A 20552-nucleotide genomic window follows, 5' to 3' on the forward strand; every position below is an offset into this window, starting at 1 on the left:
TCGAAGGCCGAAAACAATTGCTGACCGTTAGGAATGGTTAACACACCAACCTGCCCGGGACATCGTCAAGCGCCCCGTATTTCGCCCCGCATGCAGCGCAACCCTACACACGCGCAACAAAAAAGGCGCCCCGCATGGGACGCCTTTTGCTTTGATGCGGTCGCATCAATGTTACTGGTCGAGGAAAGACCGCAGTTTGCGCGAGCGGCTCGGGTGCTTCAACTTTCTCAGCGCCTTGGCCTCAATCTGACGGATCCGTTCGCGGGTCACGCTGAACTGCTGGCCAACTTCCTCCAGCGTGTGGTCGGTGTTCATGCCGATGCCGAAACGCATCCGCAGAACCCGTTCCTCACGCGGGGTGAGCGACGCCAGAACCCGGGTGGTGGTTTCCTTGAGGTTCTCCTGAATGGCGCTGTCCAACGGCAGCACGGCATTCTTGTCCTCGATGAAATCGCCAAGCTGGCTGTCTTCCTCGTCCCCGATCGGGGTTTCGAGAGAGATCGGCTCCTTGGCGATCTTCATCACCTTGCGGACCTTCTCCAGCGGCATTTGCAACTTTTCGGCCAGTTCTTCCGGCGTTGGTTCACGACCGATCTCATGCAGCATCTGGCGACCAGTACGGACCAGCTTGTTGATGGTCTCGATCATGTGGACCGGGATACGGATGGTGCGCGCCTGATCCGCAATGGAACGGGTGATCGCCTGACGGATCCACCAGGTCGCATAGGTCGAGAATTTATAACCGCGACGGTATTCGAATTTATCCACCGCCTTCATCAGGCCGATGTTGCCTTCCTGAATGAGGTCAAGGAACTGCAGGCCGCGGTTGGTGTATTTCTTGGCGATGGAGATTACGAGACGCAGGTTGGCCTCGACCATTTCCTTCTTGGCCTGACGGGCCTCTTTTTCGCCCTTCTGAACCTGCTGCACGATGCGGCGGAATTCAGAGATATCCAGACCGACGTACTGGCCCACCTGGGCCATGTCAGCGCGCAGTTCCTCAACTTTCTCGGTCGACCGCTCGACAAACATCTGCCAGCCGCGACCGGGCTTTTCGCCCATCTCAGCCAGCCAGTTCGGGTCCAGCTCGCGACCGCGATAGGCCTCGACGAACTCACGGCGGTTGATACGGGCCTGATCTGCCAGCTTCACCATGGAACTGTCAATCGACATGACCCGACGGTTGATCCCGTAGAGCTGGTCGATCAGCGCTTCGATCCGGTTGTTGTGCAGGTGCAGCTCATTCACCAGCAGCACGATTTCTGCGCGCAGGGACTGATAGACCTGCTCGTCGCGTTCGCTGAAGGAGCCATCTTCATTCAGGGTGGCCGAAATCCGGCTGTCCTGCATCTCGCTCAACTGTGCGTAGTCCGAGGAGATCTGCTCCAGCGTGGTCAGCACCTTGTCTTTCAGCGCCGCTTCCATCGCGGCAAGGGACATATTGGCCTGATCATCTTCGTCGTCGTCATCGTCCTGGGCAATCGGATTGCCGTCGGCATCCAGCTCCGGGCCGGTTTCCTTGGCGGCGGGCTTGTTCGCGGCCACGGCGGAGGTATCCACCACCGGCTCGCTCACCTCGCCATCCTCATCCAGCTGGTTGCCGAATGTCGCCTCAAGGTCGATCACATCGCGCAGCAGAATGTCTTCGGACAGAAGTTCATCGTGCCAGATGGTGATCGCTTGGAAGGTCAGCGGACTCTCGCAGAGGCCTGCGATCATCGTGTTGCGACCGGCCTCGATCCGCTTCGCGATGGCGATCTCGCCCTCGCGGCTCAGCAGTTCGACAGATCCCATCTCGCGCAGATACATCCGCACGGGATCATCGGTGCGGTCCAGCTTCTCAGCTGCCGCCCCGGCCACCGCCACTTCGCGGTTGCTCTCGGTGGTCACCAGTTCGGTCGAGCCTTTCTGCTCTTCCTCTTCGGCTTCCTCATCCTCGATGATGTTGATGCCCATTTCGGAGAGCATGGACATCACATCCTCGATCTGCTCCGAACTTACCTGATCCGGCGGCAGGACCTGATTGAGCTGATCATAGGTGATGTAACCCTTCTCACGCGCTTCGGCGATCATCTTCTTGACCTGAGCCTGGCTCATGTCGAGAGAGATTTCGGGCTCCTGATCGTCAGGTTTGCGGTCGTCGGTATCTTTGGCGGCCATTCAATGCTCCTCGTAGGGGCTGGGGCGATTCGGTTTCGCGAATCATTATCGCGATCCGCTGATTCGTCACCCGGTTTACCCGTTTTTCTTTCGCTCTTCCTTAGCAAAACGACTCACTGCGGCGCAGTGGTCACTTCTTGGAGTAGCCAATTCGTTCCAACAGGGCTCCGAAAGCGTCGCGTTCCTCACGGTTCAGACGCGCTCCGTTCTCCCCCACATCATATTGCGCACGGTCTTCATTCTCGCTGCGCACGGCCTTGTTGCGGGCTTCTGCCGCCTGCCCCAGTCGCCATGTCACGGCTTCATCTGCCAGCCCGTCCAAATCCTCTTCCGCCTCGGCCAGTTCGGCGTCGAGCCCACGGCTCGCCTCCAGTTTGGCAAACTCCTCCGCCAGGGTCAGGCTGGCCACTTCAACGTCACCGGGACGGCGCAGACAGGGGCTGATTGCCACATGGCGAAGCGCAAAGAGGTTTTCAAGGGCATGCGCCCCGGCAGCTGCAGCTATTTCCTCTTTCAGCCGTTCGGGCGCATCCACGCCATGGCGCAGCACCAGATCGCGCAGCAGCGCGTGATCTGATCCTATACAGGCCATGCGCTCCAGATTGACCTCATATTTGGCGATGACGGCCGGGGTGGTGATCACCGTGGCCAGGATCACCGCCTCGCGCACCCGCACCAGCGACTCCTCGCTGCCACCGGCCAGCAGAGAGTTGCGCGTGGTTTCCAGCGGCTGCGGCGGGGCGTTCTTGCCCCGCCAGGGCATGCGCGTACCATCGCGAAACCCGCTGCCCTTGCGGGATTTGCCGCCCGCATAGCCACCTTGTTTGCCTGCATAGCCCTGACCGCCCGATGAGTCGGACCGACCGGCAGGCACACCCGCTGGCGCGGCCCCGGCATCGTAGGGTCCAGCATCATAGCCGACATCATACCCCGGATCGTAGCCCGCCGGATCATAGCCCGGATCGTACCCAGCGTCGTAATCTGCTCCAAAACCGGGATCATCTGCGGGCCTGCTCCCCGGATCAAAACCAGGGTCAGGCGCAGCATCAAAGCCGAGATCCAGACCGGACCCGGCAGTATCCTCCCGCGGGCGCCCCCCGCGAAACAACTCCCAGCGTAGATCCTGCAGGTCCTCGCCATAGTGGCGGCGGATCGACGGATCGCGGATCAATCGGATCTTGTCGCGCAGCGCCTTGTCCAGCGCCGCCTTGCGTTCCGGGCTGTCAAACACCTTGCCTTCGGTCTCGCGCTGCCACAGCAGCCGCACCATTGGCATCGCCTGATCCAGCACCGCCTGCACGGCCTCGCGCCCTTCGGCGCGGATCAGATCATCCGGGTCCTTGCCTTCCGGCATCAGCGCAAAGCGCAGGGATTTCCCCGCCTCCAACAGAGGCAGGGCCAGATCGATCAGACGCATCGCTGCGCGCAGGCCCGCAGTATCCCCATCCAGCGCGATGATCGGCTCATCCGCGATCCGCCACAGCATTTGCAGCTGGTTTTCAGTGATTGCCGTGCCCAAAGGCGCCACCGACGCCTCAAAGCCGCCTTCAGCCAGCGCAATCACATCCATGTAACCTTCGGCAACCAGCAGCTGGCCGGATTTCCCGGAGGCGGTGCGCGCAGGCCCGTGGTTGTAAAGGCTGCGCCCCTTGTCAAACAGCGCCGTCTCCGGAGAGTTCAGATATTTCGCATTGTCGCGCGGATCCATTGCGCGCCCGCCAAAGGCTATCGCCCTCCCGCGCGCATCACGGATAGGAAACATGATCCGGTTGCGGAAGGTGTCATAAGGTTTGCCGCCCTTGTTGGACGGTTTGGCAAGACCTGCCCCCATGATCAACTCTTCCGGCACGCCCTTGCCGCGCAGCGCATCCCAGAGGTTCTGCCACCCTTCCGGCGCAAAGCCGATTTCCCAACGTTCCAGTGCGGGGCCGCTCAGCCCGCGTCGCGCCAGATAGCTGCGCGCGCCCTCCCCGGCCCGCGTGTTGAGTTGCAGGCGAAAGAACCGCACGGCCTGTTCCATCACCTCGGCCAGTTGGGCCCGGTGATCCTGTTTCTGCTGCGCCCTTGGATCACGGGCGGGCATTTCCATCCCCGCCTCCTGCGCCAGGATCTGCACCGCCTCCATGAAGCCGACGTTCTCGGTTTCCTGCACAAATTTCAGCGCGTCCCCTTTGGCATGGCAGCCAAAGCAGTAGTAAAACCCCTTGCGGTCATCGACGTGAAAGCTGGCGGATTTCTCATGGTGAAACGGGCATGGTGCCCACATGTCGCCCTTGCCCTGGTTCGATTTGCGCTGATCCCACATGACCTTGCGCCCGACAACCTGCGTGAGGCTGACGCGGGTGCGCAATTCGTCAAGGAAACCGGGGGGAAGCGACATCTCAGTTGCTCTGCAGCTGCTTTTTCATCTTCTGGATCTGATCCCAGTTTTCCAGGCACTGCTGTTCCATCAACGCGCCCAGATCCGTATTGCGCAGATCGCGCTTGCGCAGGCTATAGACATGGGCCGTCAGTTGCGGAATGGCCTTGCTGTACTGGTCCGGCCAGCTGGGATCACTGTCCAGAATCGTCTGGCTGACCTCCGCCTGCTTCACCCGGTCCAGCCGCGCCTGCTGCACCGCCGCCATGACCTGCCCTTGATACTTGCAGCTTTTTTCTTTCTTTTCAGCCGCATAGACTGGCGTTGCCAGCAATGCCGCGACAAGGGCAAGACGGATCATACAGATGACTCCCGGAATCAGTTGGTGATCCAGAGAGATTACCCCCGTGCCGCGACAGCTTCCATCGCTGTTTTCAGATCATCCACAAGTGTCTCCGCCATGGAGCGGAACACCATGATCTGCAGGGTCTTTGGCCCAAGCCGCGTGATGGAGGCCGCCATATGTTTCAACTCACAGCGAACCGTGTGGCCGCGTTTGAACACAGCTGGCCGCAGATCCACCGGGCAGAGCCGCGCCAGCACCGCATCTCCTTGCGCCCCCTCCAGCCGGACCACCGCCCAGCCGTCGCTCTGATCGGTCAGTGCAGCATGGTCTGCCAGCACAGGATCTGGCCGGACCCCGCTCAGCAGGGCCATCTCGCGGCCAAACCAGATAATCCGCGCGCCCGCTTTGGCATGGCTCCGGTTCGGCGCCGGCCAGCGCAGCCCATGCGCCGCCTCCAAGGCAGCCGACAGCGCGCCCGCCTGCCCGGCATAGGGCGCCAGCGTCGTCCTCTCTTCATCCGGCGCTTCAGTCAGGGACAGCGCCCCGACCTCTAAGGGCAGAAGCCCGGCACAGGGGGTTTTTGCACTCAACTCAACCACGGGCACGCTCCCCTTCCGGATCAAAGAACACTGGCTCCACAATCTCGCACAGCGTATCCAGGCCAGCCGTGTGATCCACCATCCGAATAGGATCACCGATCCTGTCCGGGCCAGCCTTGATCAGCGCCAGACCAATCATATGGCCCAATGTCGGCGAATAGCAGACCGAGGTCACATAGCCCTGATCAGATACCCGCGTGACCGGATCCTCCGGGTCAAACAGATGCGCCCCGGCTGTCAGTTGCTGCACCGCACCGGTGGGTTTGATCCCCACCAGCCGCATTCGGGTTTTATCGACCAACCCTGCGCGCAATGCCATCTCGCGGCCTACGCAGGGCTTGCCGGAGCGCAACATTCCATCAAACCCCAGATCATGCAGCGTCGCCGTGCCATTGATCTCGGCATGGGTCAGAAACCCTTTTTCAATCCGCAGGACATTCAGGGCCTCCAACCCGTAGGCCCCACCGCCCAGCGCTTCGGCCCGGCGCAGCAACTCGCCAAAGAGGCTCTCACCGTAGCGCGCCGGCACCGCCAGCTCATAAGCCTCCTCACCCGAGAAGGAGATGCGGAACAGCCGTCCTGTTACGCCGCCCAAAGCCACCTCGCCGCAGGCCATGAACGGCCAGTCCTCAGCCCCAAAATCTGCGCCAAGCAGATCCTGCAATAACGCGCGCGCCTTGGGACCGGCGATGGAAAACTGCGCCCATTGCTCGGTCGCGGAATTGATCCGCACATCCCAATCGGGGTGCAAGGCCTGGGTTACGAACTCCAGATGCGCCATGACCTGCCCGGCCGCAGCGGTGGTTGTGGTCATTACGTAGTGATCCTGCGCCAGACAGGCGGTGGTGCCATCATCCATCACAAACCCATCTTCGCGCAGCATCAGCCCGTAGCGCACACGACCCGGTTTCAGCTTGGCAAAGCCATTGGCATAGACATAATCCAGCAGCCGCGCCGCATCCGGTCCCTGAATATCAATTTTTCCGAGGGTGGAGACATCTGCGACCCCCACCGCATTGCGCACATACCCGACCTCGCGGTCACAGGACTGCCGCCAATGGGTCTCGCCGGCTTTTGGGAAGTAGCTGGCCCGATACCAAAGCCCCACCTCCATCATATGGGCGCCCATATCCTCCGCCAGCCGGTGCGAGGTCAGCAGCCGCCGGGGCGCAAAGCCCTGATCTTCTGCGCCCGCCCCCATTACGCCGATCGGCACCGGCACATATGGTGGGCGGAACGTGGTGGTGCCGGTCTCGGGGATACTGCGCCCCGTAGCCTCCGCCAGAACCGCCAGCGCAACCACGTTTGAGCTTTTACCCTGATCTGTGGCCATCCCTTGGGTGGTGTAGCGTTTCATATGCTCGACCGAGCGGAAGTTCTCGCGCCCGGCCTGACAGATATCCTTGACCGTGACGTCGTTCTGAAAATCAACCCAGGCGCGCCCGCGCCCCGGCACCGACCACAGTGGGGAGATGCGATACTCTGCCTGCTCTGCCTCGGGCATCTCTGCCGCAACCGCCCGCTTGCCCAATGCCTCAAGCGCGCGCGCGCCCGCCTCAGCCCCGTCCTGCAAGGCCGCCGCGGTGGTAAACCGTCCCCGACAGGCCCCCACGGGCTCCAGCCCGGGGACCGCACCGTCCTGCGGCACAAAACACGCAAGGTCCCGCCGCCAGCGAGGCCGCCCGTTCAGATGGCAGGTCAGGTGCAGCGTCGGATTCCAACCACCGGACATCGCCAGACAGTCAGCCTGCAACTTTTCCTCCCCCGAAACCGAGCGCAGGGTCAGGCTCTCCAACCGTTGTCGCCCGGAGGCATTGCAGACCTGTGCCCCTCGGATCACCCGGAAATCAGGGCTCAGCGGGGCGTCATGGCGGCTATCGATCACCGCCGCCACATGCACCCCCGCCGCCACCAGATCCCGTGCCGTGCGGTGCGCGTCATCGTTGTTGGCAAACACGGCCACCCGTTCCCCCGGCGCCACCCCCCAACGATTGAGATAGCTGCGCACGGCCCCGGCCATCATAATCCCTGGTCGGTCATTATTGGCAAAGGCCACAGGCCGCTCCAACGCGCCCGCCGCCAGGATCGCCCGTTTGGCCACCAGCCGCCAGAAACAGGCGCGCGGCGCGGCACCTGCCTGCGGCAGCGGTGTCTCCAGCGCCCCATAGGTGCCCTGATCATAGACCCCGGTCACGGTGGTGCGGGTCATACGGCGCACATTGTCCAGACTGTCCAGCTCTGCCACCGCATTGGCGACCCACTCTCGCGCAGGCTGCCCCGCGATGGTTTCCCGCTCACTCAACAGTCTTCCGCCCGGGGTGCTGTCCTCGTCACACAGGATCACATCCGCGCCACCCCGCGCCGCCGTCAGCGCCGCCATCAACCCCGCGGGCCCGGCCCCGATCACCAAGAGATCGCAGAACCCATAGGCCTTCTCGTAGGTCGCATCATCCGGCGCACCAGACAACGCCCCCAGCCCGGCGGCGCGACGGATGATCGGCTCATAGATCTTTTCCCAGAACGCCGCCGGCCACATGAAGGTTTTATAGTAGAACCCCGCGCCCAGAAACGGCGCTGCCAGATCGTTCACCGCCATGGCGTCAAACCCAACCGACGGCCAGCAGTTCTGACTACGTGCCGCAAGTCCTTCATACACGGGCAGCGTTGTTGCCCGCAGATTGGGCTCCTGTGCGGCCCCCTCCCCCACCGTGACCAGCGCGTTTGGTTCCTCACTGCCAGCGGTCAGGATGCCGCGGGGCCGGTGATATTTGAACGACCGCCCCACCAGATGAATGTCATTGGCCAGAAGCGCTGCCGCCAGCGGCTCCCCTGCGCGCCCCGTGAGGCGCCGTCCGTTGAAGCTGAACCCAACCTCGCGCGCCTCCGCTGCGCCTTCCCATCCAGCGATCCGCATCAGCCCTCCTCCCCGGATGTGGCCAACTGGGCCGCGAGCATTTCGTGGCTGGCAGTGTCCCGCCGAACCCGGATCCAGCTGCCGCAGCCCTGCTGATGATACCACCATTCCTCAACCGGCCCGGCGGGATTGTCCCGCAGATGGACATGCGCATGCCAGACTTCAGGACTGTCGCCCTCTGCGGGCGCCGCAAGCGCAGCCCCGCGGTAATAGAACTCGCGCCGGTCGCGCTCACCACATAGGGGGCAGGTAATCCTCATGGTTGACGCCCTTTCACCTTTCCAAAAATACTCATTCCCGCCTCTGCGGCCGCCACAGGCCTCAGTTCGGAAATGCTGGGGTCAATGCAGATTATGCTGCGCACCGGTCGCCTCCTCATCCATTAGGCCACGGCCAGTTTCAAACCGGTTTAGCCGGAACCCCGCTGCCGCCTCATGGGGGCGGTCGGTTGCGATCAGATGGGCATAACACTGCCCAGAGGCCGGCGTCGCCTTAAAGCCGCCATAGCACCAGCCCGCATTGAGATAGAGCCCCTCGATCGATGTCCGGTCGATGATCGGCGAGCCATCCGGTGTCATATCCATGATACCGCCCCAACTGCGCAGCAGCCGCGCCTTGCCGATGGCGGGCAACATCGCCATGCAGGCTTCCATCGTGTGTTCCACCATCGGCAGATTCCCCCGCGCCGCGTAAGACGCATAGAGATCGAGATAGCTGCCAAAAACCAACCCGCCCTTGTCGGACTGGCTGATGTACAAATGCCCCTCAGCAAAGGTGAGCACATGATCAATGATCGGCTTCAGCCCCTCTGAGACAAAAGCCTGCAAGACATGGCTCTCAATCGGCAGGGTCAGGCCCGCCATCGCGGCCACCTGGCTGGACCGCCCGGCTGCGGCCATTGCCACCTTGCCCGCGCGGATCAGGCCACGGGAAGTCTCAACCCCGATGACCTTGCCGCCTTCGGTCCGAATGCCGGTCACCTCACAGTTCTGCAGGATATCAACACCGCGCTGGTCCGCACCCCGTGCAAAACCCCAGGCCACCGCATCATGGCGCGCCGTGCCCGCACGGCGCTGCAACAGCGCCCCCTGAATGGGAAAGCGATTGTTGGCATAATTCAGCAGCGGCACCATGTCGCGCAGTTGATCACGGGACAGGATCTCGGCGTCATCGCCCTGATTGATGATTGCGTTCGCGCGCCGCACGGCGCTGTCACGCTGCGCATCATTGTGGAAAACGTTCAAGATCCCACGCTGCGACATCATCGCATTGTAATTCAGATCCTGTTCCAACCCCTCCCACAGCTTCAGGGAATGGGAGTAGAACTCAGAATTGCCCGGCAAATAATAATTGGCCCGCACGATGGTGGTGTTGCGCCCCACATTGCCACCGCCGATATAGCCGCGCTCCAGCACGGCGATATTGGTCATGCCGTGATCCTTGGCAAGATAGTAGGCGGTCGCCAGCCCATGGCCCCCGCCCCCGATGATCACCGCATCATACTGCGGTTTCGGATCCGGGTCACGCCAATGGCCCTGCCAGCCCCGGTTGCCTGTCAGCCCTTCGCGCAGCACGCGCCAGCCAGAAAATCGCATCCCCGTTCCCTTCTCGTCCCGTCGGAGCCGCCGCCTGCCGCCACGCGTGGTCGGACAGGGTAGCGGACGCCGCCTGAGCGACAGTCTGGCGCGATCTGCGCCCGGATACCAGCCCCACGCGCGCCGCGCCGGACGTCATCTGACGATATCAGCACCATGTTCAGGACATGTCTGTCTAGTGCCAATGCCGACCTCGCGAAGGAACAAAGGGTCGCAGTTCGACAAGATCAGGCGCGGGACCGCGTTCTTCCCCCAACCATTGACGGTGATTGCGGCAAAACTGCATCCCGTGAACTGCTCCCGCGATCACCGGGCAAACCGCCGCCAAATCGCAGTCACTTTGCGCCGGTTCATTGAGACCCGGTCCGCAAATAAAAAGGAGGCGGGAAACCCCGCCTCCTGTTAGTCCAGCTGATGCTGCGGTGCCTCTGCACCTGTCAGAGCCCCTTGGCGCGGTAGCTCTTGGCAACCTTATCGATGGAGACCAGATAAGCGGCGGTGCGCAAATCGGTGACATCGTTGCGGCCATGCCAGACCTCCCGCATCGACTGATAGGCCGTCCGCATGGTGTCATCCAGACCCGAGCGTACCAGCTCCAGCTCATCCGCCCCGCGCAGATAACGCTCGGTGAACTTGGGGTTCAACGTCCAGGTTTTGCCCAGGCTTTCGGACAGAGCTTCCAGCTCATCCACCACCAGCTGGTGACGTGCCTCTTCCTGACGGCGCTGCATCCGGCCAAAGCGAATGTGGCTGAGGTTCTTCACCCATTCGAAGTAGGACACCGTCACACCGCCCGCGTTGGCGTACATGTCGGGAATGATCACGGTCCCTTTGTCGCGCAGGATCTCATCCGCGCCCGCAGTGACGGGGCCATTCGCCGCCTCGATGATCAGCCGCGCCTTGATGTTGGCCGCGTTGGTGAGATTGATCACCCCCTCCAGCGCCGCCGGGATCAGGATGTCGCAGTCTTCTTCAAGCAGCAGCGCGCCGTTTTCAACGTACCGCGCATCCGGATAGCCCGTCACGCCGCCATTACTGGCGATCCACTGGAACACCGCTTCGATATCAAGACCGTTTTCGTCAATCAGACCGCCATCGCGTTCGATTACGGCGGTGATCTTGGCGCCGTCTTCCGACATCAGGAACTTCGCCGCGTGGTAGCCCACATTGCCGAGCCCCTGAACGATGACGCGCTTGCCATCCAGCGACCCGTCCATCTTCGCAGCGGCCACATCCTCCGGGTTGCGGAAGAATTCGCGCAGCGCATATTGCACGCCGCGGCCCGTCGCCTCGACCCTGCCAGCGATACCGCCCGCATTCAGCGGCTTGCCGGTCACACAGGCCTTGGCGTTGATATCGGTGGTGTTCATCCGCGCATATTGGTCGGCAATCCACGCCATTTCACGCTCTCCAGTGCCCATATCCGGGGCCGGAACGTTCTGCGAGGGGTTGATCAGATCGCGTTTGGCCAGTTCATAGGCGAACCGGCGGGTGATCAGCTCCAGCTCATGCTCTTCATACTGGCGCGGATCGATGCACAACCCGCCCTTGGAGCCACCAAACGGCGCCTCAACCAGCGCACATTTATAGGTCATCAGCGCCGCCAGCGCCTCAACCTCATCCTGGTTCACGCCCATCGCATAGCGGATGCCGCCTTTCACGGGCTCCATATGCTCGGAATGTACCGAACGATATCCGGTGAAGGTCTGGATCCCCCCCCGCAGCCGCACGCCAAAGCGTACAGTATAGGTCGCGTTGCAAACCCTGATCTTCTCTTCCAGGCCCGGTGGCAGGTCCATCAGGGACACCGCCCTGTTGAACATCAGGTCCACACTCTGGCGAAAACTGGGTTCTGTTGCACTGCTCATCGGCTGTACTCCGTGCTTCTGCGTCGACTCAGTGAGATAGTGTTCCGACACTATGACTCTTGGATTAAGAAGGTGCGACCTTTTTGACCATTCCCCCGCAAAAAGAATCAATTAAAGGCAAACTGATGACACGAGGTGTTTGACTGAGTCGCCGCGTTTTGTCGGCAGTCCTCATTTTGTTGACGCCCTCAGGACAACCAATCCCTAAGGCTCGCATTACCCTTAAAATCAACAACAATACGTATGATTTGGTCCGGTATGCGCCCCAATTCCGCCACCTTCATAAAGCATTAATAAGTGTGAAAATCCAATTCGGATGGCGCTGTGCCGGGGGGTTACGCGGCTGGGGGTTCGACACATGATAAAGCCTATTGAAAAGATATCCATCGCGGCCCGAAAGGCCTGCCTGACCGCCTGCATCCGCAGCGGGGCACAGCTGCGCGCCTTCCGGCAGGATGACTCGGGCGTGCTGCTGAAACCCATGGTCGGCTTCTTGCTGTCGATGCTGGCCGTTGGCGGGATCGGCGTGGATCTGATGCGCATGGAACGGGACCGCACCATCCTGCAATATACCCTCGACCGCGCAGTTCTGGCCGCGGCCGACCTCGACCAGCCCCTGCCGCCTGCGGCGGTGGTTCAGGACTACCTCAGCAAGGCGGGGCTCAATAAATACTACACGCCCCCGGTGGCTGAAACCGGGCTTGGGTTCAAAAAGGTGCAAAGCACCATCGACACCACATTTGAAACCCACATGCTGAAGTTCTCCAGCGGGCAGGACATGCCGCTCTATGCGACCTCCCGCGCCGAAGAGAGCATTGACGGGCTGGAAATCTCATTGGTGCTGGATGTCTCCGGATCGATGCGCAGCAACAGCCGTCTGGCCAACCTCAAGGTTGCGGCAAAAGACTTCGTCGATACGATGATCGCCAATACCATCGACAACAAGATGTCGATCTCCATCATCCCCTACGCCACACAGGTCAGCCTGCCGACCGAGTTGATGGATCAGTACAACACCACGGATGAGCACGCCTATTCCAACTGTGTGAATTTTGTCGGCAGCCATTTTCAGACCACCGCCCTGTCCACCACCCAGGAACTGGACCGGACGATGCACTTCAGCGTTTGGTCCGGCAGTGACTACCGCGCCAGCGCAAACCCGCTGGACAGCCCGACCTGTGAAGACAGTGCCAACCGTGAAATTCTGCCGTTCCAGAAAGATGCAAACACGCTCAAAGGCTTCATTGACGGTCTTCAGGCAGAAGGCAACACATCGATCGATGTTGGCATGAAATGGGGCACTGCCCTGCTCGATCCAAGTGCGCGTCCTGCCATCAGCGCGCTGGCATCGGGCGGCGGCGCCACGGTACCCGCAACGTTCAACAATCGCCCTGCGGCCTTCAATGACCACGAGACGGTCAAGGTTATCGTGCTGATGACCGACGGCAAGAATACCAACCAGTACTATGTCGAGTCCGACCATCGCGAAGGGTCCTCCGACGTCTGGTACAACTCTGCCGCCACCGGATCGAACCCGCGCTACTCACTCTATGACCCCCAACGCGATATGTACTGGTGGGACCGCATGAACCGCTGGGAAGATCACGCCTATGGTCAGGGCAGCTACCGCAAGTGCAGCAGTTACAGCTGCTGGTGGCAGGATGAGCAGGGAGAGCCTGAGAATGTCAAACGTCTGAGCTGGGGCGAACTGTTCGGTGAAACCTCACTGAAGTATCTCTACAAGTACCTCTATGGCGACTGGATGGGTCAGTCCTCGGCGCGCAGCGTCTGGTACTACGGCGTCTATGACTACTGGAACACCAGCACCAAAAACGCCCGCACCCGCGCTGTCTGCACCGCCGCCAAAAACCAAGGTATTGTGGTCTACACCATTGGTTTTGAGGCACCCAGCAGCGGCACCGCGGTGCTGAAGGATTGTGCCAGCTCGGATGCTCATCACTTTGATGTGCGCGGGCTTGAGATCCGCGACGCCTTTGCCTCCATCGCGACGTCGATCCGCCAGCTGAGGCTGACACAATGACCCGTCGCACTCCACATAAGACGGCCAGCCGGCTGCGCCGCGCGCTGCGCCTGTTTCGCAAGCGCGAGGATGGCAACGCCACGGTGGAATTTGCCATTGTGATCCCCGCCTTTCTGTTTCTGCTGATGAACACGGTGGAACTCGGCATGATCACCATTCAGCAATCCATGCTGGAACGGGCGCTGGACCAGACCGTGCGAGGATTGCGCCTCTCAACCGGTGTTCCAAAGCAACACAATGAGATCCGCGACGAGGTCTGCCGCCGCTCCGGGTTCATCCGCAACTGCGGCACGTCACTGCGGCTCGAAATGGTACAGGTTGACCCCTATGCCTGGACGCCGGTTGACCCGGTTCCCGATTGCATCAACCGGGTTGAGGATGTGCAGCCCGTGCGCAATTTTGTCACCGGCGATTCCAACGAACTGATGTTCATCCGCGCCTGTATGGCCATGAAGCCCGTGTTCCCCCATTGGGGTCTGGCTGACGATATGGACAATGACGCCGACGGCCGGATCCGCCTCTATGCAACCTCAGCCTTTGTTCAGGAGCCCCGGTAAGCCATGTTGACCCGTATCCGCACCCTGTTCCGCCGCTACAGACGCGAAACCGATGGCTCGGTCTCGGTTGAGTTTGCCTTCTATATGCCATTGCTGCTTGGCGTCTTTGCAGCAATCTACACCTATTTTGATGCGTTCCGTCAGGAAGGGGTGAATCTAAAAGCCGCATATACGATCTCGGATCTGATCTCGCGCGAAACCTCAACCCTGAACGAGGATTACATCGACAGCATGCACGATCTGGCCAAGCTGCTGATCCGCGTCGACTCCTCTATTTCTCTCAGGATCTCGGTGATCCGCTGGGATGAGGATGATAACCGCTACTACGTGGACTGGTCCAAGGTGCGTGGCGGCAAATTCACCGAATGGCAGGACGGCAACATTCAAGAGGTCAAGGATGATCTGCCGACCATGCCGGATCAGGAGCGGGTCATTCTGGTGGAAACCAAGAACGATATCGACCCCGCCTTCAATGTTGGCCTGCCCGATATGGACATCCAGAATTTCGTCTTCACCCGCCCGCGTTTTGCACCGCAGGTGAAATTCGAAGGTCAGGACAGCGGTGGTGGCAGCCACGACGACAATAGCGGCCCCACAGACTAGAGCATTTCGATTTAGGCCAGCGGCTTAATCAACAAAGGCGCCTCCGGCATCGGTGGCGCCTTTTTCTGTTCGACGATACATATGCCGCCTCAGCCCTGCGACTGTCCCGCCTCACGCCGCGCAATCATGATGGCGAGGATTTCTGCCATGGATTTGCTCTGGGCGCCCGGCGTCACACCTCCAATGCCAATCCGGTGCCCCAGTCGCCACCAAAGCCCCGGCCGCCAGCTGCGCGCCCCCTTGGTGGCGGTTCGGATCAGAAAGCCGTTTGATGGTTTGAACGCAAACACCCCGCGATCCACCGCAACAACATCCGCAACTTTGGCAATCACCGCCCCGTCGGAGCTGCGCAGCACCTCGTCGGTCAGTTCAATCCGCAATGCGGTGGCCTGCCACAGACGCATGGCCAGCCATAGGCAGAAGACACCAATGGCCAGCAGAAAGACCAGCCAATGGGGGGCTGGCGGTGTGGCCAGCGCCACATAGATTGCCAGCGCGCCGACCACGATCAGCATCACCACTGCCAGCACCCGCCGCGGCGCGGAGGCATCAACAGTTGCCAAAATCTCATCCTTCATTTCGCCCGATCCCGCCCTCTGGCCCATCACCTATGTCCTCACCCTGGTCTTCAGCCCCGTCTGCACCTTGGGGCCGGTCCCGGCGGATGTAGCCTGATTGCGCCAAGGGGCATAGCCCCCTGTTGTGACGGTGTCCCGGAAAGCGGCTCGCACAGCTGATATATGTGCGTCAGCGCACACGGGAAGTTAACACGCGGGCCTTCCCGACACACTCGCACAGGCTTATCTATGAGGGCATACACAGCAACCGGAGACCCGCCATGTCGATCCGTCCCATCCTGGAAACCCGCCCTGCCACACCGGCGCTGGAAGGCGCAGGCGTCAAACTGCACCGCGCCTTTGGTTTTCACGACCCGAGCGAGCTGGACCCCTTCCTGCTGTTCGACGACTTCCGCAATGACCGCCCCGAAGACTTCGAGGCCGGTTTCCCCTGGCACCCACACCGGGGAATCGAGACCATCACCTATGTGCTGGACGGGACCGTTCACCATGGCGATTCCCTGGGCAACAACGGCACCTTGGGCGCGGGAGATGTCCAGTGGATGACCGCAGGGTCAGGCATCCTGCACCAGGAAATGCCGAAAGGAAACGCCAAGGGCCAGATGCACGGTTTCCAGCTCTGGGGCAACCTGCCCGCCAGTCAGAAAATGACCGCGCCGCGCTATCAGGACATCACCGCCAAGGATATTCCCGAGGTGATTGACGACGACGGCACCCGGGTGAAGGTCATTGTTGGTGACTTCTGGGGCAAACGCGGTCCCGTCGATGGCATCGCTGCTGACCCACAATATCTGGATGTCTCTGTCCCGCCCGGCGTGAAGAAGACCTTCCGCATCGACACCTACCGGCGCGCCTTTGCCTATGTCTTTGCCGGTCAGGGCGCCTTTGTCGATGCTGCAACGCCGCAGGGCGTGTTGCTGGAAAAAGAGGTCGCGGGCGAGGAGTTGCACATCCGCGATATGTCCGGCGATCGTACGCTGGTCCGGTTTGGCAGCGGTGAAGAAATCACCGTACAGGCTGGCCCGGAGGGCGTCCGCTTCTTGCTGATCTCAGGCGCCCCGATTGAGGAGCCCGTGGCCTGGCATGGCCCGATTGTTATGAACACACAGGATGAGCTGCGGCAGGCCTTCAGGGATCTGCGCAATGGTCAGTTCATCCGACCAGCCCATTAGATCCGTCACAGACGACCTGCTGGTGCCGCGTTGCTGCGCGGCGCCGACTCATAATTGTACGGATCCAGGCGGGCCGGGTTCAGCCACGTACGGATTTCTGCACCATATCCCAGTAAATCGCCTCGACCTCGTCCAGCGACAGCCGCCCGCCACTGCGATACCAGGTCATCACACCGTTCAGCATCGCAATCACCGCCAGAGTCGCGATTTTGGTGTCGGGGATATGAAACACGCCCAGCCGCACCCCGTCTTTCAGGATTGTTTCCAGCGCATTCTCATATTCGCGACGCAGGGACTCGATCGCGGTGAAATTGTCTTCCGACAGGTTTCGCAGCTCCATATAAGCGATGAAAACCGCATCCGGCCGCTCCAGATGGAAGCGAATGTGAAACCGGGTAAAGGCCTCAAGCCGCGCCAGAACATGATCCTCGGCACCGCCAGACGGCACCGTCTGATCCGGGGCCCGCAGATCTTGCCAGGCCTGCAACAGCTCGGTCATATGACCTTCCATCAGGCTGAACAACAGGCTCTGCTTATCAGGGGTATAGTTATAAAGCGCCCCGGCCTGTACCCCGACCTCGGATGCGATCTGGCGCATCGAGACCGCCGCATAACCATGCTGGGCAAACAGCTTCAGCGCCGCAGCACGGATGCGCGGACCGGTGATATCGGAATGTGAACCTTGGGTACGTGCCATGTCTCGATTTTATATGAACATTCGTTCAGATAAAAGCCCCGCTTGTGCCTTTTCACCAATATGTGCATCAAGGGAATAGTGAACAAGGATGGTTTTAATGCAATCGCCCGCACAGCCCAAAAACCGACCCCCGATGCCCAGCATATGTGCAACCCCGGCATCGGCGCCCGTCCGTCGGCATTCTCGGCTGTTTCCCCTGCTCGCCGCAGCTGCACTCATCTCAGCCTGTGCCCGCGTGCCGGAGCTGGAAGACCGGCTCACCCCCGATCTGCGCGGCGCCGACTACCCTGCCCTTGTGCCCTTGGAGGATGCACTTCAGCCCAGCCCCCCCGCAGCTGAAGAGAGCAAAGCGCTGGAAGACACGCTGGATGCCCGCGCCGCCCGCTTGCAGGCCCGCGCTGATCGGCTGCGCGCCGCGCAACCCTGACGCGGGACACCCCGCTTGGCAGCCCCGGCAGCCCCGGCAGCCATGAGCAAAGCCGCCTGATATCACAGCAATACAGGCCCTGCCCTGGGATTTGTCCGCTGCGTACCGCCGCCGCCGTTGCACCGCTGCGCCGAACCCGCTAAGGCGGGGAGACGTCTTTCGGAATTAAAGGATCCCCAGCTATGACAGAGCCGCTTCGCCTTGGTATTGCAGGTTTGGGCACGGTTGGCACCGGCGTGATCAAGATCATCCGCCGTCAGGCAGCCATGCTGGAGGCCCGCACCGGACGCCAGATCCAGATCACAGCGGTCTCCGCACGGGACGCAGGCAAGGACCGTGGCGTGCCGCTTGGCGATTATGCTTGGGAAACCGACCCTGTGGCGCTGGCCACCCGCGACGATGTCGATGTCTTTGTGGAGCTGATGGGCGGCCATGAAGGCGCTGCCAAGGCCGCGACCGAGGCCGCGCTGGAGGCAGGCAAAGACGTTGTCACCGCCAACAAGGCGTTGCTGGCCATCCACGGTCAGGCGCTGGCTGAACAGGCCGAGGCCGCAGGCCGCGTAATCCGCTTTGAAGCAGCTGTCGCGGGCGGCATCCCGGTGATCAAATCCCTGACCGAAGGTCTGGCAGGCAATGAAATCACCCGCGTCATGGGCGTGATGAACGGCACCTGCAACTATATTCTGACCCAGATGGAAGCCACCGGCCAGGGCTACAACGCCCTGTTTGAGGAATGTGGCCGCCTTGGCTATCTTGAGGCTGATCCCAATCTCGATGTGGGCGGCATCGACGCCGGACATAAGCTGGCGATCCTCTCTGCCATCGCCTTCGGCACCAAGCCCGCCTTTGACGATGTGCAGCTGGAAGGCATCCAGCGCATCAGCCTGGACGACATCCGCCACGCCGCCGATATGGGCTACCGGATCAAGCTTCTGGGCGTCGCACAGCGCACCGGGCGTGGGCTGGAACAGCGCATGTCGCCCTGTCTGGTGCCTGCGAACTCGCCGCTCGGCCAGCTCGAAGGCGGCACCAATATGGTGGTGATCGAAGGCGACGCGGTCGAACAGATCGTCCTGCGCGGCCCCGGTGCCGGCGAAGGCCCAACCGCCAGCGCCGTCCTTGGTGACATCTGCGATCTGGCCCGCGGCAGCCGTCTGGCCACCTTCGGCCAGCCTGCGACCTCTTTGGAGAATGCCCCTGCAGCCCAGACCAGCCTTGCCGCGCCGCATTATCTGCGCCTCGCCCTGCTGGACAAACCCGGCGCATTGGCAAAGGTGGCTGCCGCTCTTGGCAATGCGGGGATCTCCATCGACCGGATGCGCCAATACGGCCACTCCGAGCCGACCGCGCCTGTGCTGATCGTGACACATAAATGCACCTCCAGCACTCTGCAGACAGCGCTGGAAGATCTGGCCAAGACCGATGTTGTGGCCAGTGAGCCTGTTGCGCTACGCATCGAAGAGGTCTGAGCGCCATCAGGTATAAAAACACCGGTATCGGCGCCAATTGCGACGGCCCGTTACCGCCAACCGCCCTTGCCCGCGCTGCCAGATGCAGGGTATGCGACGGCACCGACTCGGGATTGAGATAGGACATTGGCTATGACTTCTGACACCAACGACGCCGCATTTAACGACCGCCTGCTGTCGCTCGGCCTGGCCCGCGTGGCCGAACAGGCCGCTCTGGCCTCTGCACCGCTGATTGGTCGCGGCGACGAGAAAGCCGCCGATCAGGCCGCCGTCAACGCCATGCGCGAACAGCTGAACCTCTTGGATATCGCAGGCGTCGTGGTCATCGGCGAAGGGGAGCGGGACGAAGCGCCCATGCTCTTTATCGGTGAGGAAGTCGGCACCGGCAAAGGCCCCGGCGTTGATATCGCGCTGGACCCGCTCGAAGGCACCACGCTGACCGCCAAGGATATGCCGAACGCGCTGACCGTGATCGCGATGGGGCCGCGCGGCTCTATGCTGCACGCGCCGGACACCTATATGGACAAGCTGGCCGTGGGTCCGGGCCTGCCGGAAAATGTCGTGTCGCTGGACATGAGCCCGCGCGAGCGGGTTGAGGCACTGGCCAAGGCCAAGGGCTGCGCCCCCTCTGACATCACCGTCTGCATTCTGGAGCGCCCCCGCCACGAGGCGATGATCGCTGAAGTCCGCGAAACCGGCGCCGCCATCCGCCTGATCACCGACGGCGATGTGGCCGGCGTGATGCATTGCGCCGAATCTGAGATCACCGGCATCGACATGTATATGGGTCAGGGCGGCGCCCCTGAGGGTGTGCTGGCGGCAGCTGCATTGAAATGCATGGGGGGTCAGATCTTTGGCCGCCTGTTGTTCCGCAACGATGATGAGAAAGCCCGCGCCGCCAAGGCCGGCATCACCGATTTGGACCGCGTCTATGCCCGCGACGAGATGGTCACCAGCGATGTGATCTTTGCGGCAACCGGCGTCACCGGCGGCTCGTTGCTGCCCGCGATCAAACGCCAGCCGGGCTGGGTCGAAACCACCACATTGCTGATGCGCTCCAAAACCGGCTCCGTGCGCCGGATGAGCTACCGGACACCGCTCAGCGCGCATCAGTAGGATCTGATCTTGCGACGTATCGCAAAGGTTGGATTTTGAGTATTTGAAGAA

Annotated in this window: 17 protein-coding genes; 7 read left to right on the forward strand and 10 right to left on the reverse strand. The window is 61.6% G+C overall.

Annotation, left to right across the window (positions count from 1 at the left end; genetic code table 11):
• Window positions 1-171 precede the first annotated feature (171 nt).
• The 8 genes from rpoD to OO25_RS14770 all read right to left on the reverse strand — a co-directional run bounded on the left by rpoD (window position 172) and on the right by OO25_RS14770 (window position 11841).
• Window positions 172-2160 carry an RNA polymerase sigma factor RpoD gene (rpoD, locus tag OO25_RS14730; RefSeq protein ID WP_040180881.1) on the reverse strand — a complete coding sequence of 663 codons (1989 nt, stop codon included), beginning with the start codon at window positions 2158-2160 and terminating at the stop codon, window positions 172-174.
• A 130-nt stretch (window positions 2161-2290) separates the two neighbouring features.
• A complete protein-coding gene (gene dnaG, locus OO25_RS14735; RefSeq protein ID WP_040180883.1) occupies window positions 2291-4540 on the reverse strand; it encodes a DNA primase in 2250 nt (749 codons plus the stop codon).
• Between the two features lies 1 nt (window position 4541).
• Window positions 4542-4880 (reverse strand): hypothetical protein, encoded by a 339-nt coding sequence (locus OO25_RS14740; RefSeq protein WP_024097986.1) that lies wholly within the window; start codon window positions 4878-4880, stop codon window positions 4542-4544.
• A 38-nt stretch (window positions 4881-4918) separates the two neighbouring features.
• A complete protein-coding gene (locus OO25_RS14745) occupies window positions 4919-5464 on the reverse strand; it encodes a sarcosine oxidase subunit gamma (RefSeq protein ID WP_040181008.1) in 546 nt (181 codons plus the stop codon).
• Window positions 5457-8378: a sarcosine oxidase subunit alpha family protein gene (locus OO25_RS14750; protein WP_040180884.1), complete on the reverse strand. Its 2922-nt coding sequence runs from the start codon at window positions 8376-8378 to the stop codon at window positions 5457-5459. Before OO25_RS14750 ends, OO25_RS14745 begins: the two co-directional genes overlap by 8 nt.
• Window positions 8378-8638: a sarcosine oxidase subunit delta gene (locus OO25_RS14755; protein WP_040180886.1), complete on the reverse strand. Its 261-nt coding sequence runs from the start codon at window positions 8636-8638 to the stop codon at window positions 8378-8380. The genes OO25_RS14750 and OO25_RS14755 overlap by 1 nt, the downstream gene beginning before the upstream one ends.
• Before the next feature lie 81 nt (window positions 8639-8719).
• Window positions 8720-9973, reverse strand: coding sequence for a sarcosine oxidase subunit beta family protein (locus tag OO25_RS14760; RefSeq protein ID WP_040173669.1), 1254 nt, complete (start codon window positions 9971-9973; stop codon window positions 8720-8722).
• Between the two features lie 437 nt (window positions 9974-10410).
• Window positions 10411-11841, reverse strand: coding sequence for a Glu/Leu/Phe/Val dehydrogenase (locus tag OO25_RS14770; protein WP_040173670.1), 1431 nt, complete (start codon window positions 11839-11841; stop codon window positions 10411-10413).
• 358 nt (window positions 11842-12199) lie between these two features.
• Between OO25_RS14770 and OO25_RS14775 the strand changes: the two genes are divergently transcribed.
• Genes OO25_RS14775 through OO25_RS14785 form a run of 3 tightly spaced genes read left to right on the forward strand, consistent with a single transcriptional unit; the run spans window position 12200 to window position 15042 of the window.
• Entirely contained in the window at window positions 12200-13882 is a 1683-nt protein-coding gene (locus OO25_RS14775; RefSeq protein ID WP_040181010.1) for a pilus assembly protein TadG-related protein, read from the forward strand.
• Window positions 13879-14439 carry a TadE/TadG family type IV pilus assembly protein gene (locus OO25_RS14780; protein WP_040180888.1) on the forward strand — a complete coding sequence of 187 codons (561 nt, stop codon included), beginning with the start codon at window positions 13879-13881 and terminating at the stop codon, window positions 14437-14439. The genes OO25_RS14775 and OO25_RS14780 overlap by 4 nt, the downstream gene beginning before the upstream one ends.
• 3 nt (window positions 14440-14442) lie before the next feature.
• Complete coding sequence (locus tag OO25_RS14785) at window positions 14443-15042, forward strand: TadE/TadG family type IV pilus assembly protein (protein WP_040173673.1); 600 nt, start codon at window positions 14443-14445, stop codon at window positions 15040-15042.
• A gap of 89 nt (window positions 15043-15131) precedes the next feature.
• Here the strand turns inward: OO25_RS14785 and OO25_RS14790 are convergent, their stop codons facing one another.
• Window positions 15132-15647, reverse strand: a complete 516-nt coding sequence (locus OO25_RS14790; protein ID WP_040173676.1) for a hypothetical protein — start codon at window positions 15645-15647, stop codon at window positions 15132-15134.
• A gap of 233 nt (window positions 15648-15880) precedes the next feature.
• Here OO25_RS14790 and OO25_RS14795 point away from each other — a divergent pair, with 233 nt between their 5' ends.
• Window positions 15881-16792 carry a pirin family protein gene (locus tag OO25_RS14795; RefSeq protein ID WP_040173679.1) on the forward strand — a complete coding sequence of 304 codons (912 nt, stop codon included), beginning with the start codon at window positions 15881-15883 and terminating at the stop codon, window positions 16790-16792.
• A gap of 79 nt (window positions 16793-16871) precedes the next feature.
• Here OO25_RS14795 and OO25_RS14800 read toward each other — a convergent pair whose 3' ends face one another.
• The gene (locus OO25_RS14800; RefSeq protein WP_040180889.1) at window positions 16872-17489 is read right to left on the reverse strand and encodes a TetR/AcrR family transcriptional regulator; all 618 of its coding nucleotides are present in this window, start codon (window positions 17487-17489) and stop codon (window positions 16872-16874) included.
• A gap of 97 nt (window positions 17490-17586) precedes the next feature.
• Between OO25_RS14800 and OO25_RS14805 the strand changes: the two genes are divergently transcribed.
• The 3 genes from OO25_RS14805 (at window position 17587) to glpX (ending at window position 20501) form a co-directional block, all read left to right on the forward strand.
• A complete protein-coding gene (locus OO25_RS14805) occupies window positions 17587-17916 on the forward strand; it encodes a hypothetical protein (RefSeq protein WP_040180891.1) in 330 nt (109 codons plus the stop codon).
• Window positions 17917-18098: 182 nt separating this feature from the next.
• Window positions 18099-19385 (forward strand): homoserine dehydrogenase, encoded by a 1287-nt coding sequence (locus OO25_RS14810; protein ID WP_040180893.1) that lies wholly within the window; start codon window positions 18099-18101, stop codon window positions 19383-19385.
• 132 nt (window positions 19386-19517) lie between these two features.
• Window positions 19518-20501, forward strand: a complete 984-nt coding sequence (gene glpX, locus OO25_RS14815) for a class II fructose-bisphosphatase (RefSeq protein ID WP_014873972.1) — start codon at window positions 19518-19520, stop codon at window positions 20499-20501.
• Window positions 20502-20552 lie beyond the last annotated feature (51 nt).

Source organism: Phaeobacter sp. S60 (assembly GCF_000826845.1).
In the GTDB taxonomy this organism is placed as follows: Bacteria; Pseudomonadota; Alphaproteobacteria; order Rhodobacterales; family Rhodobacteraceae; genus Phaeobacter; species Phaeobacter piscinae.

What these genes read in the sequence shown, in the direction of transcription:
- rpoD (WP_040180881.1), bottom strand. Translation starts at nt 2,160, where the DNA reads ATGGCCGCCAAAGATACCGACGACCGCAAACCTGACGATCAGGAGCCC.
- dnaG (WP_040180883.1), bottom strand. Translation starts at nt 4,540, where the DNA reads ATGTCGCTTCCCCCCGGTTTCCTTGACGAATTGCGCACCCGCGTCAGC.
- OO25_RS14740 (WP_024097986.1), bottom strand. Translation starts at nt 4,880, where the DNA reads ATGATCCGTCTTGCCCTTGTCGCGGCATTGCTGGCAACGCCAGTCTAT.
- OO25_RS14750 (WP_040180884.1), bottom strand. Translation starts at nt 8,378, where the DNA reads ATGCGGATCGCTGGATGGGAAGGCGCAGCGGAGGCGCGCGAGGTTGGG.
- OO25_RS14755 (WP_040180886.1), bottom strand. Translation starts at nt 8,638, where the DNA reads ATGAGGATTACCTGCCCCCTATGTGGTGAGCGCGACCGGCGCGAGTTC.
- OO25_RS14760 (WP_040173669.1), bottom strand. Translation starts at nt 9,973, where the DNA reads ATGCGATTTTCTGGCTGGCGCGTGCTGCGCGAAGGGCTGACAGGCAAC.
- OO25_RS14770 (WP_040173670.1), bottom strand. Translation starts at nt 11,841, where the DNA reads ATGAGCAGTGCAACAGAACCCAGTTTTCGCCAGAGTGTGGACCTGATG.
- OO25_RS14775 (WP_040181010.1), top strand. Translation starts at nt 12,200, where the DNA reads ATGATAAAGCCTATTGAAAAGATATCCATCGCGGCCCGAAAGGCCTGC.
- OO25_RS14780 (WP_040180888.1), top strand. Translation starts at nt 13,879, where the DNA reads ATGACCCGTCGCACTCCACATAAGACGGCCAGCCGGCTGCGCCGCGCG.
- OO25_RS14785 (WP_040173673.1), top strand. Translation starts at nt 14,443, where the DNA reads ATGTTGACCCGTATCCGCACCCTGTTCCGCCGCTACAGACGCGAAACC.
- OO25_RS14790 (WP_040173676.1), bottom strand. Translation starts at nt 15,647, where the DNA reads ATGGGCCAGAGGGCGGGATCGGGCGAAATGAAGGATGAGATTTTGGCA.
- OO25_RS14795 (WP_040173679.1), top strand. Translation starts at nt 15,881, where the DNA reads ATGTCGATCCGTCCCATCCTGGAAACCCGCCCTGCCACACCGGCGCTG.
- OO25_RS14800 (WP_040180889.1), bottom strand. Translation starts at nt 17,489, where the DNA reads ATGGCACGTACCCAAGGTTCACATTCCGATATCACCGGTCCGCGCATC.
- OO25_RS14805 (WP_040180891.1), top strand. Translation starts at nt 17,587, where the DNA reads ATGCAATCGCCCGCACAGCCCAAAAACCGACCCCCGATGCCCAGCATA.
- OO25_RS14810 (WP_040180893.1), top strand. Translation starts at nt 18,099, where the DNA reads ATGACAGAGCCGCTTCGCCTTGGTATTGCAGGTTTGGGCACGGTTGGC.
- glpX (WP_014873972.1), top strand. Translation starts at nt 19,518, where the DNA reads ATGACTTCTGACACCAACGACGCCGCATTTAACGACCGCCTGCTGTCG.